The organism is bacterium (assembly GCA_035419245.1).
Classification (GTDB): Bacteria; Zhuqueibacterota; Zhuqueibacteria; order Residuimicrobiales; family Residuimicrobiaceae; genus JAKPUX01.
This window is the reverse complement of record DAOLSP010000001.1, coordinates 657,883-671,550: the sequence shown is the minus strand read 5'-3', so window position 1 is coordinate 671,550 and position 13,668 is coordinate 657,883. Positions and strand designations below refer to the sequence as shown.

The window sequence follows — 13,668 nt, the reverse complement described above, 5'->3', positions numbered from 1 at the left end:
GTTATAACGTTTTGGGATCGGACCCGGCTCCCCCCGGGGGTTCCTCATCTCGCATCAATCCATATTTTTCGAGTTTGTAGTAGAGGGCGCTGGCCTTGATGCCGAGGCGGCGCGCCGCCTCCATCTTGACCCCGTTGGCCGCGGCCATTGCCCGCTCAATCGTCTGCTTTTCGATCCGATCGAGCATCTGGTCCAGGGTTTCCGGTTCGCCGCCGCCGGAAGGTCCGGGCGTTCCGGCCGCCGTCAGCGGCAGATCCCGGGCGTCCAGGGTTGCGCCGTCGGCCAGGACGACGGCGCGCTCGAGGACGTTCTCCAGTTCGCGCACGTTACCTGGCCAGGGATAGTACCGTAATGCCGCTTCGGCGGCCGGCGTCAGCGGCAGCAGCGGCCGGCCCATCTCGGTGCAGATGCGCTGGAGAAAATGACGGGCCAGAAGCAGTATATCCTCGCCACGCTCCCGCAGAGGCGGCAATTGGATCGGGATGATGTGCAGCCGGTAGTAAAGATCACGGCGGAATTTGCCTTGATCCACCAATCCGAGCAGGTCGCGGTGGGTGGCAGCGATGACACGCACATCGACGGTCAGCGTTTGCTCGCCGCCGACCCGTTCGAACTCGCGCTCCTGGAGGACACGCAGCAGCTTGATTTGTGTCCCCGGTGTGATGTCGCCGATTTCATCGAGAAACAGCGTGCCGGTATGGGCCAGCTCGAACCGCCCGCGTTTGCGCCGAACCGCTCCGGTGAAAGCGCCCTTCTCATGACCGAAAAGCTCCGACTCGAGCACCCCTTCCGCCAGGGCACCGCAGTGTACCCGGATGAAAGGGTGTTGCGCCCGCTCGCTGTTTTTGTGGATGGCATGGGCGACCAGCTCCTTACCGGTGCCGCTTTCGCCATAGAGGATGACGGTGGCATCGGTCCTGGCCACTTTGCTGATCGCACGATAGAGCTCCTGCATCTGCGGCGATTCGCCGATGAGCTGGCCGAATTTGCAGGCCTCTTCCAACTCCTGACGCAAATAGCTGTTCTCGTCATGCAGCCGACTCAGCTTTTCCTCCCGGGCGATCCGGTCGAGGATGCGGCCGATGCGCAGCCGGAACTCTTCGTGCGAAAAGGGTTTGGCGATAAAGTCGGCGGCACCCAGCTGCATCGCCCGGACGGCCAGCTCAATGCTGCCATAGGCGGTGATGAGCAGCACCTCGGTGGCGGGCGCCAGTTTCTTCACCTCCTGGAGCAACTCGAGTCCGTCCATCCCCGCCATGCGGTAATCGGTGACGACGATGGCGGCGGCATCCCGGGCGAGGAACTGCAGCGCCGTCTCGCCGTCGGGGGCTTGAACCACCTGCAGGCTCATCTTCTCCAGCACCTGCGCCATGCCTTCGCGCAGGGTTTCATTATCTTCCACAATCAGAATCTTCAAGGCTTCTCCTTCCCGGCGTCCGGTGCGGCCGGCAGGAGCAGCCGGAAACAGCTGCCCGCCGGGGAACTCTGCACCAGATCCACGCGGGCGCGGTTGGCGGCGGCGAGATTGCGGACCATGGCCAGCCCCAAACCCATGCCCTTCTCTTTGCGGCTGAAAAAGGGTTCAAAGATCGATTTCTGGTCCGCAGCGGCAATGCCCCGTCCTTGATCGCTGATCTCGAGTGCGACCACCCCATCGCGCAGCGTCACGACTCCCGTAATCCGGCCTCCCTTTTCCATACTCTGGGCGGCGTTGAGCAGAAGGTTGAGGAGCATCTGTTTGAAATGCACCGGATCGACCCAGGCATAGCCGTCGCCGTGCAGTACCAGGCTGAGAGGGCTCGTGGCGATGTCGGCGCTGATCAGCTCGCCACATTCCTGCCAGAAATCACGGATGCGGCAGCGTTGCGGCCGGGCCTGCAGGGGACGGGCGTAATCGAGGAAATCATTGATCAGCCGTTTCAGGTTTCCGGTCTCGCGCAGAATGCGCTCCGCCTGCTGGCGCAGGGTGGCCGTTGCGGCGTCATCGCGGATCAGGCCGGCGAAGAGCTCGATACCGCCGAGGGGATTGCGGATCTCGTGGGCCAGTCCGACGAGCATGGCCTTTTGCTGCTCGTTCCGGGCGATGAGCGAGCTGCGCATCTCCTCCATGGTCCGGCCGAGGAAAGCGAGCTCATCCCTGCCGGTGGCCGGAACAGCCTGAGTGAGATCGCCACGGCCGATGCGCTCGGCGGCCTGTTGCAGCCGGGCGACCGGCCGGGTCAGGCGCCGCGAAAGCACCCAGGCGAGCAGCAGCGCAGTGACCGCGGCGATCAGGCCAATCTGCAACAACACGCGCTGCGAATCACGCACCGCCTGCAGCGATTCGGCGCTGCCTTCGACGACAACCACCCCGATCCGCCTGCCTTCGCTCTGCAGCGGGGCATAGGCCGACTTGTAAAGGCGTCCGTCGCTTCCAGTGAAGAGCGTCGAACTGGCCGGCTGCCCTTGCAAGGCCTGTTCGATCACATCCCGGTCAAAATGTAGACGCACATAGGGCGAAGCGATCGGTGCTAATCCCTCACTGTCCAGCCAGACGCCCTGTTCGGGAGAGAACAACATCACCCGCCGCAGTCCCACCGCCGCGGCAAAAGCGTGCAGCCGTTCGCGCAGGGCGGAATAAAGACGGTTCGATTCATCGCCCGGCCGCAGCATCGCGATCAGACCGGAATCCATATCCTGCCCGGCCGCTAGGGCCAGCGATTCCAGCTTGCTGCCCAGCTCCCGTTCGAGCAAGTCGCGGAAATGGTACTGCAGGTAAATGCCCGCGGCGAGCAGCACACCCAGAAGCGGGGCTAATATGCTCATCAGGAGACGGCGACGGATCACGTAAGGATTCCTACAACTTGCATGCCAGAAAAGGCCCGCTGCGTCCGGCGGACCCGGCCTTTTGAAGTGAATTATGGGCTCTAAAGATGTCTTTTATCCTGCCGGGCGTCGCAGCCGCCGGTTTTTCAAGGGAAGCATCAGATTCCTGAGGATGACCGGTTCAGGATTTCCTCATAAAAGGCCTCATACTCCGGCACCAGGATCTCGATGCGGAAGCACTTTTCGGCCTTGGCTCGCGCCGCCGTCCGCATTTGCGCCATTTTCTGCGGATCGCGCAATACCGTGAGGGCCGCAGCGGCCATGGCATCGACATCGCCCACCGGGAACAGAAAGCCCTCAAGGCCGTGCTCCACCACCTCCGGAAGACCGCCGATGCGGGTGGCAATCACCGGAGTGCCGCAGCTCATCGCCTCCAGCGCCGCGAGTCCAAAGCTCTCCTCGCTGCTGGGCAGGAGAAAGAGGTCCGCGCAACCGAGCAGCCGCTCGATGGCATCCTGGGTGCCGAGGTAGAGTACATGGTCGTGCAGTCCCAGTTTATCGGCCAGGGCGTGGGATTCCTGCCGGTCCGGTCCCTCGCCGACCAGCAGAAGCTTGGCGGGCCACTGCTGCCGCACGCGCGCCAGGATTTCAATCGTATCGGTGAGGCGCTTGACCGGACGGAAATTGGAGGCGTGCATCAGGATGGCTTCCCCGTTCGGAGCAAAGCGGCTGCGAATGCAGTTCTCGACCCGGGGCGAGAAGCGCTCGGTGTCGACAAAATTATAGATCACCCGGATCTCGCGGTCGATGGCAAAGGCCGCGCGGGTCTGTTCGGCGAGGTAGTTCGAAACCGCGGTGACGCCATCCGACTCCTCGATCCCGAATTTCACCGCCGCCCGGAATGAGGCATCCTTGCCCACCAGGGTGATATCAGTGCCGTGCAGGGTGGTGACCACCTTGGGGCCCTTGCCGCGCATCATTTGCCGGGCGAGGTAGGCGCTGATCGCGTGAGGGATGGCATAGTGGGCATGAACGATATCCAGACTGTGCTCATCAGCCACCTCCATGATCTGCGCCGCCAGGCTGAGATCGTAGGGAGGATATTTGAAGAGCGGATAGGCGGAGACATCCACTTCATGATAAAAGACATTCTCCTGAAATCCGCGTAGGCGGAAGGGGGTGCTGTAACTGATGAAATGGACCTCATGGCCCCGCTGGGCTAGGCACATGCCCAGTTCGGTCGCCACAACACCGCTGCCGCCATGGGTCGGATAACAAACCATTGCAATTTTCATGCTGGCTCCATTCAGGTTTGGAAGTGCTGTAATATACCGATTCCGTCAGCCTTTGTCAACGGTCAAGGCAGACCGGCCCCCACACCGGCGACTGCACTTGCCGATCGGCCCGCGCGCCTCCGCTTTTTCAATTGATTTATTTATAGATTTTTACTAACTTTCATGTCATATTATGATGCCTCAACCTTGCAGCGGATACATGACAAAAAACCCCATTCGAAATTTTTGCATCATCGCCCATATCGATCACGGCAAGTCGACCCTCGCCGACCGCCTGCTCGAGGCCACCGGTACCCTGAGCAGCTATGAGATGAAGGACCAGGTGCTCGACAGCATGGATCTGGAGCGCGAACGCGGCATCACCATCAAGATGCATCCCGTGACCATGGAGTACACCCGGCCCAACGGCGAGGTCTACACCCTCAATCTCATCGACACGCCGGGGCATGTCGATTTTACCTACGAGGTTTCCCGCAGCCTCGCCGCCTGCGAAGGCGCCTTGCTGGTGGTCGATGCCGCCCAGGGCGTGGAGGCCCAGACGGTCAGCAATCTCTATCTCGCCATCGAGAACGATCTCGAGATCATCCCGGTGATCAACAAGATCGACCTACCCAATATCGACATCGACGCCATTAAGCACCAGATCATCGACCTGCTCGGCTGCAAGGAGTCGGAAATCATCCTTGCCAGCGCCAAGGCGGGCACCGGGATCCCCGATATCCTCGAAGCAGTGGTCGAACGCATCCCGGCGCCCACACCAGCCACGGACAAGCCGACGCGCGCCCTGATCTTCGATTCGGTCTTTAATGCCTACCGTGGAGCGATCGCCTACGTGCGCGTGGTGGAGGGATCGATCACTGCGGGACAAAAGATCAAGTTCTTCTCCACCGGCAAGGTCTTCGAGGCCCAGGAGGTCGGGATCCTGCGCATGAAGCAGATCCGCCAGGATGTGCTCCACGCCGGCGAGGTCGGCTATGTCATCGCCGGCGCCAAGGACGTCAAGGACACCAAGGTGGGCGACACCATCACCACCGAGGACCATCCCGCGCTCGAGCCGTTGCCCGGCTACCGCGAGGTCCTGCCCATGGTCTTTTCAGGGCTCTTTCCCTCGATCGCCGAGAACTATGAAGAGCTGCGCGCAGCGCTGGAGAAATTAAAGCTGAACGATTCGGCCCTCTGGTACGAGCCCGAAACCTCGCTCGCCCTCGGCTTCGGATTCCGCTGCGGTTTCCTCGGTCTCCTCCACATGGAGATCGTCCAGGAGCGTCTCGAGCGCGAATATGACCTCGACCTGGTGACCACCGTCCCGAACGTAGAGTACCACGTCTTCACCAATAAGGGCACCCAACTGGTGATGGATAATCCGGCCAACCTGCCCTCCCCAAACGATATCGACCATGTCGAGGAACCCTATATCAAGGCCAGCATCGTCACACCCGCCGAATACATCGGCGCGATCATGTCGCTGGCGATGGAGCGACGCGGCACTTATATCAATACCGAATACGTCGATAAAAGCCGCGTCAACATGCACTACGAATTTCCGTTGAGCGAGGTCATTTTCGATTTCTACGACAAACTCAAATCGGTGACGCGCGGGTATGCCTCCTTCGATTACGAGTTCACCGGCTTTCGCGAGGGCCCGGTGGTCAAGCTCGACATCCTCCTCAACGGCGAGTCGGTTGATGCGCTCTCGACCATCGTCCACCGGGACAAGGCCTACGAGTGGGGCCGCCGTGTCTGCGAAAAACTGAGCGAACTCATCCCGCGTCAGCAATTCGAGGTGGCGATCCAAGCCGCCATCGGCAGCAAGGTCATTGCCCGCGAAACCGTCCGCGCTGTGCGTAAAAACGTCACTGCCAAGTGCTACGGCGGCGATATCACCCGCAAGCGCAAGCTGCTCGAAAAACAGAAAGAGGGCAAGAAACGGATGAAACAGCTGGGCCGCGTCGAAGTGCCCCAGGAAGCCTTTCTGGCCATCCTCAAATCCTGATACCGCTTATCCACTTTCCGGGAAGTACAGCATGGAGATCAACAATACGGGGGAAGTCTCCTCTTATGCTTGAGGTCGAAAAACTGCACAAATCGTTCGGGGAGCGGGTCGCGGTTGAAGAGCTCTCATTGCGGATCGAAAATGAGCTCTTCGTCTTCCTCGGCCCTAACGGCGCCGGCAAAACCACCTCGATCAAGATGATGACCGGGCTGCTCCATCCGGACCGGGGACGCGTGCTCATTGACGGCATCGACATGGCCGCGGATCCACTTGGGGCCAAACGGCTCTTCGGCCTAGTGCAGGAATCGCCGGTCCTCTATGAAAAACTAACCGCGCGCGAGTTCGTCCACTTCATGGCCCGTCTCTATCGCGTGCCCGAACCCGACGCCGCACGGCGGGTGCAGCAGCTCTTTGATATTTTCGAGATCAACGATCGCGCCGACGAGCTGATCGAAGAGTTCTCGCACGGGATGAAGCAGAAAGTGGCCCTCGCCGGCGCCCTGGTCCATGAACCCCGCGTCCTCTTCCTTGATGAACCCACTGTCGGCCTTGATCCCAAGGCGGCGCGCAGTCTCAAGGACCTGCTGCGCGGCCTGGTTGACCACGGCGCCACGATCTTCATGTCCACCCATATACTCGAGGTAGCCGAGCGTATGTGCGACCGCGCCGGCATCATCCACGAGGGCCGGCTGATCGCCCTCGGCACCATGGAGGAGCTGCGGCAGCAAACCGCCACGGGAAAAGCCTCTCTCGAGGAGATCTTTTTGCAGCTGACCGGTTCCACTAACGGCGACGATGTCAGCCGCTTCCTGGAGGAGCAATAAACCGATGCTGGGAGTGCTGCTGAAAACCCGCCTCCGCGCCCTCCTCAACAGCATGCGCCGCGGCGGAAAAAAATCCCGCCGCCGGCTGCTGGGCTATATCGGCCTGATCATCCTGCCCCTGCTGGTCCTCGTCAATATCCACGCCATGATGACGGTGATGATGCAAAACCCGGAGCTGGGGAGTCCCGCGGTTCAGCTGCTGCTGCGCAACATCTTGCTTGGCGTCTTCATCATGCTGCTCTTCAGCGGCCTGGCCCTGGTGCTCCACATCCTCTTTCTCTCCAGGGATCTCCCCCTGCTGCTGAGTTCCCCGATCCCGCACACGACCATCCTGCAGTTCAAGTTCCTTGAGGCCACCTTCGCCAACTCCACTCTCTATTTTGGCATCGGATTGCCGGTGCTGATCTCCGCAGGCATCGTCATCGGCGCGCCGCTTCTTTTTTGGATCCTGCTGCCGCCCATGAGCCTGATATTTCTGACCATCCCCACCGGATTGGGTGCCTTCCTGGCAATGGGGCTGGTGAGCGTCATGCCAGCCCGCAAGGCCAAAAACGTCGCTGCCATGCTCCTCAGCCTAATTTCGATCGCCGTTTGGCTCGGCTTTCAGGTGATGCGTCCGGAACGCCTCCCTGCTGCGGCCTCCACCCTGCCCGGTCAGCGGTACCTCGACGCCGGGGCACGGCTGGCCGCCTGGCTGCCCTCGGATGGACTCATCCGCTGCCTCATGTCCATCCATGACCATCGCTTCGCCGCTGCAGCGGGCAGCGGCTTGTTGCTGCTGGCGACCAGCCTGCTGCTGTACGGACTCACCTCAGCGTTGCTGCGCGGGGCCCTGCGCCGCGACATCTTCAGCGGTCTGGAGATGACCACCCACCGCAGGCAGAGGACCGGGAAAACCCGTCCCTCCAGCTTCAGCCGGGATGGCAGTCTCTTCGTCCAGATCATCCGGCGCGACTTCCTGATCATCCGCCGCGACACCCAGCAGCTGATGCAGATCCTCCTCTTCACCCTGATGATGATCCTGCTACCCTTTCTCAACCAGAGCGCGGCGGAGACCGGCCGTTTCGCCGTCTATATGCCCTTCCTCTTTCTCTTCATCTTTAGCATGCTCATGGGCAGCACCCTGTCCACGCGCATGGTGCCGATGGAACGCACCGCCTTCGGCCTCTTCAAATTGGCGCCCGTCCGGCTACGTTGGGTCTGGTTGGCCAAGATGACCCTCAGCTTCCTCTTCATCCTGTGCAGCGGGATCTTCGCTGCGGGCATCATCGCTCTGATCTACCCTACCTCCGCCGCCGCCCTTGTTCGTATTCTTGCCGTACTGGCAGTACTGGATGCCGGAGCGACCCTGTGCGGTGGCCTATTCGGGGTGTACTTTTCCAATTTCGCATGGGATCATCCCAAACGGATGATCAGCGCCGGCAGCAGCTTTTTTCTCTCTCTGGTACTCTTTGGCTGCATGGGGCTCGTCGGCGGCCTGATCGCCCTCAGCCTCGTATTCCTGCACTCCCCGGATCCAGGCATCCTCATTTCCGCCCTGTTCGTCGTGGCCGCGCTTTACCAGGGAACCGTCATGGCGGAGAATAAGTTAGATAAAATGGAATGGACCTATTAAGCCAGCCCAGCCGAATGGCGAAAGGATCATGAATGAGCGGTAAAGGACGTCAGATTTTCAAGGAGTATTTCGAGGCATTGACCGTTGCGCTGATCGCCGCCCTGATCTTGCGCATACTGGTCATCCAGGCTTTTCGCATTCCCACCGGATCGATGAAGGACACCCTCCTGGTCGGTGATTTTCTCCTGGTCAACAAATTTGTCTATGGCGCCAACACCCCGGACCGCATCATCGGGACCGACATCAAACTGCCCTCCCTGCACATGCCAGCCATCCATCAGCCCAAACGTGGGGATATCATCGTCTTCAAGTACCCCCTCGATGAAAAACTTGACTATATTAAGCGCTGCATCGGTGTACCGGGCGACACCGTATCGATGCGCAAGGGTCTGGTCTATATCAACAGCAGGCCCGAGGGCGAGATCCGCTTCCTTGAACGTCGCTTCGATGACTCGGAGGGGCGCTGGATCAACTACTACCGGGTACGCATCCCCGAGGGCCGCGAGTATACCATCCGCCGCTATGAAGGATTCGCTTACGATTTTGGACCGGTGGTGGTACCGCCCCACCATCTCTTCATGATGGGCGACAACCGCGACAACAGCCAGGATAGCCGCTACTGGGGTTTCATGCCGATGGCGAATATCCGCGGCCAGGCCATGGTCATCTATTTCTCCTATGACCACGCCGAATCGCTTCTCCACCGCGTGCGGTGGTCGCGCATTTTCGGCATCATCCGCTGAGCCATGGACCCGCTGGCCCTCTATATCCATATCCCCTTTTGCCAGCACAAGTGCATCTACTGCGACTTTTACTCCACGACCCGCACCCACCTGCTGCCGCGCTACCTCGCGGCGCTGCAGCAGGAGATCGCCTTTTACCGGCGCTCCCCCCTTTTCGCGGACCGCTTCCTCGCCAGCCTCTATTGGGGCGGCGGAACCCCATCCCTGATCCCGCCTGATGTCCTCGAGCCGCTCCTCGAAACCCTTACCGTCGCCTGGCCGCCCGGGCCCGATACCGAGATCACCCTCGAAGCCAACCCCGGCGCCCTTGACATCCGCCATCTCGCCGGGTACCGCCGCGCCGGCATCAACCGCCTCTCCCTTGGCATCCAGTCTTTCGACGACCGCGAACTGCAGCTGCTGACCCGCATCCACTCGGCCGCCGCAGCGCATTCCGCTATCACAGCCGCCCGGGAGGCGGGCTTTTCCAATCTCAGCCTGGACCTCATTTTCGGACTGCCCGGCCAATCCGTCACTACGTACGCCGCGTCGGTCACCGCTGCCCTCGAGTACCACCCCGAACATCTCTCGCTCTACAGTCTGACCGTGGAACCCGTCACCCCACTGGCCGGAGCGTTCGCACGCGGCGAACTGCAGCGCTGCGATGAAGAACACGAGCGGGAGATGTTTCTCACCGGCAAGACACTGCTGGAATGCGCCGGCTACCGTCACTACGAGATCTCCAATTACAGCCGGCCGGGGTGCGAAGCCCGGCACAATCAGGGGTACTGGGGCGGTTCGGATTACCTGGGGGTGGGACCGGCCGCCCACTCTTACGCTGCGGGGAAGCGCTGGTGGAACGTCCGGGATCTTGAGGCCTACCTCGAGAGCTGGGAGAGGGGAGAACCGGCGGTGGCTGGCGAAGAAACACTCGGGATGGAGGAGAAGCGGACCGAGACCGTTTTGCTGGGCCTGCGCCGCAGCGCCGGCATCGATCTTGAGCTCTGGCAGCAGCGCTTCGGCGAAGACCTTCTCAAGCGAGGCGCCCGCGTCCTGAAACGGCTGGGCGGTGTGGCGCTGGGGTCGCCCCCCTTCGCCGCTGCGGAGGGAGAGGCGCTCCTGACCCTGAACGGCGCACGGCTGGCACTGACGCGAAACGGGGTGCTGCTCTATGATCTGGTCTGCCGGGAGTTGTGCGCCGGGATCAGCTGAAAAGGCTCTTGCGCTGGTCGCGCAGCTTTTTCTTCAACATTTCGCGCGCCCGGAAGATGCGCACCTTGACGGTGCCGATGGGGATCCCGAGCCCCAGAGCGATCTCTTCGTAGGATTTATCCTGGGCATGGCGCAAGACGATGGCCTGGCGGTATTTTTCCGGCAGCGAGGCGATGGCCTCCTCGATCGTGAGGCGGCGTTCTTTTTCCATCAATCCGGCATCGGGGCCGGCCTCCTGGTCGGGAAACTCGCGCTGCAGCTCGCCATCCTTCGCCGTGATGGGATTGTCGATCGGAAAGGTCTTGAGGCGTTTTTTACGGAAATGGTCGATGCAGTTGTTGACGGCGATCTTGTAAAGCCAGGTGCTGAAGGCATATTCGGCATTGAAACTGGCCAGGGCATTGAAGGCCTTGATAAAGGTCTCCTGGGTCAGATCCTCCGCCTCTTCGCGCCGCCGCACCATCCGCAGAATAAGGTTGTAGATCTGGTTGCGGTAACGGTGGACGATCTCGGCATAGGCCTTCTGATCCCCGGCGATGGCATCGCGTATGAGTTGAGGTGATATGGGATCCATGAGCGCTGTATGACAATCCGCAATGTACTTTTTGTCCTTATTCATAAAAGTACATGAAAAAAGATAGACAAGCAAGCAAAAGTTATTGATTTATACGGCCATATGTGTTAATTTTTAAATAGTTCCGTTGTTTCGGCCTTGCACCAGCTGGAGGTAGTGCCGGATGGTCCGCGCCATCGGTGCCGATATCGTCGATCTCAGCCGTTTCGCCGCCGCCGTCAACCGGTGGGGTGACCAATTCCTCCAACGCATCCTCACCGCCGAGGAGATCGCTTACTGCCGCCGCAAGGCTTCAGGCATCGATTCCATGGCCGCCCGCTTCGCCGCCAAGGAGGCCTTCATCAAATGCCTGAACGAAGCGGAATACCGCCACTTCCGCTGGCATGACCTCCGCGTCGAGAACGCCGCCAACGGCCGGCCCGAGATCAAGCTGCAGGGGGGGCTGGCGCAGCTCTTCCCGACGCAGCAGATCTTGCTGACCCTCAGCCACAGCCGTCTTGCCGCCATTGCGGTGGTGGTGATCCAGGAGCGGTCTGAAGAAGCACAAGTCCCGGGGGAAAACTGACGGGCAGCCGCGCGAATCGCCGGTTATTCAGGAGAAAATCATGCAGATCGTCGTCACAGCGGCAGAAATGGCCGCACTCGATCAAGCGTGCCAGGAGCAGCTCCGCATCCCTTCTTTGCTGCTCATGGAGAATGCCGGGCGCGGCGCCGCCGACATCGCCCGCTCCCTGCTCGGCGATCCGGCAGGCAAGCGGGTCCTGATCGTCTGCGGCCCGGGCAACAACGGCGGTGACGGCTTGGTCATCGCCCGCCATCTGGCCAATACCGGATCTCTTGTAACCCTTTGGGTCGTTGCGCCGCGGCACAAAATCACCGGCGACGCCCTCGTCAATCTGGTCATCTGGGAAAAGATGGGCGGCACCGTGACCTTTCTGGAGGCCCTGCCGCCCGCGCCTTGCCCGGCGCCACACTTGATCATTGACGCCATGCTCGGGACCGGCGCAACGATGCCGCTACGCGGCCTCATCGCGGCCATGGCCGATCTGCTCAACGCGCTCGAGGCACCGCTGCTCGCCGTCGATCTGCCGACCGGCATCGATGCCGACACCGGGGCGATCCAAGGCGCCGCCATCCGCGCCAGCGCCACCGCAATCATGGGCCACCTCAAGCGGGGGCTGCTGCTCTCGCCGGGACGTGAACAGGCGGGCGCGCTCCACCTCATCGATATCGGCATACCTCTGGCCCGGACACCGGAAAACGGCCCTCCGGTTCGCCGTCTCGAAGCGGCCGATATCACCGCCCGATTGCCGCAGCGCGCTCTCACCGCCCATAAAAACAGCCTCGGCAGCGTCGGCGTCATCGCCGGCTCCCTCGGTTTCACCGGCGCGGCCGTGCTCACCGCCACCGCCACTCTGCGCGCCGGCTGTGGTCTCTGTTACCTCGCAGCCGCCCACAGCCTGCTGCCGCTCGTGGCGCCAAAACTCACCGAGGTCATCACTTGGCCCTTCACCGAGGAGACGCCCGGAATCCTCAGCGAGGCCGCCTGGCCGGCGTGGTCCGCAGCGGCCGCCGCGCGCACCGCCCTGGCCGTGGGCCCGGGACTGGGGCAGCACCCCAGCACCGCCGCCCTGGTCCATCGCCTCCTCCGCGAGATGCGCCAACCCATGGTCCTTGACGCCGACGGGCTCACCCTCTGCGCCGATACCCCCGAGCTCCTGCAAACCTATGCCGGAGCGCTGATCCTGACGCCGCACCCCGGCGAACTCTCCCGGCTTACCGGCCTGGCAATCTCCGCCATTCTTGCCGATCCCCTCGCCGCCGCCGGCGCGTGGGCCAAAAAATTCGGCCACATCCTTGTCCTCAAGGGAAACCCGACGATCATCGCCGCGCCGGATGGCGCCCTCTTTCTCAATGCCACCGGCAACCCCGGTATGGCCACGGCCGGCTCCGGGGACGTGCTCACCGGCGTGATCGCCGGCCTGCTGGCCCAGGGCCTCTCGCCCCTCGACGCCGCCCTCTGTGGGGTCTGGCTCCATGGCGCCGCAGGCGACCTCGCCCGTGACCGCAAGGGCGAGATGGGGATGATCGCCGGCGACCTGCTCGAGACGCTGCCCACCGCCATCCAGATGCTGCGGCCACCATGCTGAAGAACCTCCAGGAAAAATTCTACTGGCAGCTCCCGGCATGGATCTGCGCGGGCTTCATCCTCACCCTAACCTCCCTGCCTGACCTCAAGCCGCCTTCGCTCGGCCTCAGGCTGGAAGACAAGATTTACCATCTCCTGGTCTATGGTATCCTGGGGGTGCTCATCGTGCGCGCCCGGGTGCGCGGCCGGCCCGCCTTCGAAGGCGCCGACCTCCGCGCCCTTTTCCGGATCGGCATCCCCCTCGCCTGTCTCGATGAGCTGCATCAGGCCTTCATCCCCGGCCGCTTTTGCGACGGCTTCGATGCCCTCGCGGATTTGCTCGGACTGCTGCTGGCAGCGCTCGTTTGGCGGATCTTCGGTGAGACCCTGAGCCGCGCAGATCGTTCAATTTATTGTAATTTAATCAAATGTGACGCATCGCCGCCCTGAGCGGCACCTCGCTTTTTTTTCCCTGAGGGGCAACTTTTAATTGACTTTTG

At 61.7% G+C, this 13,668-nt stretch carries 12 protein-coding genes; 8 read left to right on the top strand and 4 right to left on the bottom strand.

Annotation, left to right across the window (positions count from 1 at the left end):
• Position 1: 1 nt before the first annotated feature.
• The 3 genes from PLH32_02715 to bshA all read right to left on the bottom strand — a co-directional run bounded on the left by PLH32_02715 (position 2) and on the right by bshA (position 4,100).
• Entirely contained in the window at positions 2-1,417 is a 1,416-nt protein-coding gene (locus PLH32_02715) for a sigma-54 dependent transcriptional regulator (GenBank protein ID HQJ63498.1), read from the bottom strand.
• Entirely contained in the window at positions 1,414-2,826 is a 1,413-nt protein-coding gene (locus PLH32_02710) for an ATP-binding protein (protein HQJ63497.1), read from the bottom strand. Before PLH32_02710 ends, PLH32_02715 begins: the two co-directional genes overlap by 4 nt.
• A 137-nt stretch (positions 2,827-2,963) precedes the next feature.
• Complete coding sequence (bshA, locus tag PLH32_02705) at positions 2,964-4,100, bottom strand: N-acetyl-alpha-D-glucosaminyl L-malate synthase BshA (GenBank protein ID HQJ63496.1); 1,137 nt, start codon at positions 4,098-4,100, stop codon at positions 2,964-2,966.
• Positions 4,101-4,299: 199 nt separating this feature from the next.
• Here bshA and lepA point away from each other — a divergent pair, with 199 nt between their 5' ends.
• The 5 genes from lepA to hemW all read left to right on the top strand — a co-directional run bounded on the left by lepA (position 4,300) and on the right by hemW (position 10,466).
• On the top strand, positions 4,300-6,093 hold the full coding sequence (gene lepA, locus PLH32_02700) for a translation elongation factor 4 (protein ID HQJ63495.1): 1,794 nt from the start codon (positions 4,300-4,302) through the stop codon (positions 6,091-6,093).
• 65 nt (positions 6,094-6,158) lie between these two features.
• Positions 6,159-6,917, top strand: a complete 759-nt coding sequence (locus tag PLH32_02695) for an ABC transporter ATP-binding protein (protein ID HQJ63494.1) — start codon at positions 6,159-6,161, stop codon at positions 6,915-6,917.
• 4 nt (positions 6,918-6,921) lie between these two features.
• The gene (locus PLH32_02690) at positions 6,922-8,532 is read left to right on the top strand and encodes a hypothetical protein (GenBank protein HQJ63493.1); all 1,611 of its coding nucleotides are present in this window, start codon (positions 6,922-6,924) and stop codon (positions 8,530-8,532) included.
• A gap of 32 nt (positions 8,533-8,564) precedes the next feature.
• A complete protein-coding gene (gene lepB, locus PLH32_02685) occupies positions 8,565-9,275 on the top strand; it encodes a signal peptidase I (protein ID HQJ63492.1) in 711 nt (236 codons plus the stop codon).
• A gap of 3 nt (positions 9,276-9,278) precedes the next feature.
• The gene (gene hemW / locus PLH32_02680; protein HQJ63491.1) at positions 9,279-10,466 is read left to right on the top strand and encodes a radical SAM family heme chaperone HemW; all 1,188 of its coding nucleotides are present in this window, start codon (positions 9,279-9,281) and stop codon (positions 10,464-10,466) included.
• On the opposite strand, the gene PLH32_02675 is transcribed toward hemW, so the two are convergent.
• On the bottom strand, positions 10,459-11,040 hold the full coding sequence (locus PLH32_02675; GenBank protein HQJ63490.1) for a sigma-70 family RNA polymerase sigma factor: 582 nt from the start codon (positions 11,038-11,040) through the stop codon (positions 10,459-10,461). The genes hemW and PLH32_02675 overlap by 8 nt on opposite strands.
• 163 nt (positions 11,041-11,203) lie before the next feature.
• Here PLH32_02675 and acpS point away from each other — a divergent pair, with 163 nt between their 5' ends.
• The 3 genes from acpS to PLH32_02660 are packed head-to-tail and all read left to right on the top strand — an operon-like array spanning position 11,204 to position 13,618.
• Entirely contained in the window at positions 11,204-11,605 is a 402-nt protein-coding gene (acpS, locus tag PLH32_02670) for a holo-ACP synthase (protein ID HQJ63489.1), read from the top strand.
• Positions 11,606-11,645: 40 nt separating this feature from the next.
• Positions 11,646-13,190 carry an NAD(P)H-hydrate dehydratase gene (locus PLH32_02665; protein ID HQJ63488.1) on the top strand — a complete coding sequence of 515 codons (1,545 nt, stop codon included), beginning with the start codon at positions 11,646-11,648 and terminating at the stop codon, positions 13,188-13,190.
• Positions 13,184-13,618, top strand: a complete 435-nt coding sequence (locus PLH32_02660; protein HQJ63487.1) for a VanZ family protein — start codon at positions 13,184-13,186, stop codon at positions 13,616-13,618. Before PLH32_02665 ends, PLH32_02660 begins: the two co-directional genes overlap by 7 nt.
• Positions 13,619-13,668 lie beyond the last annotated feature (50 nt).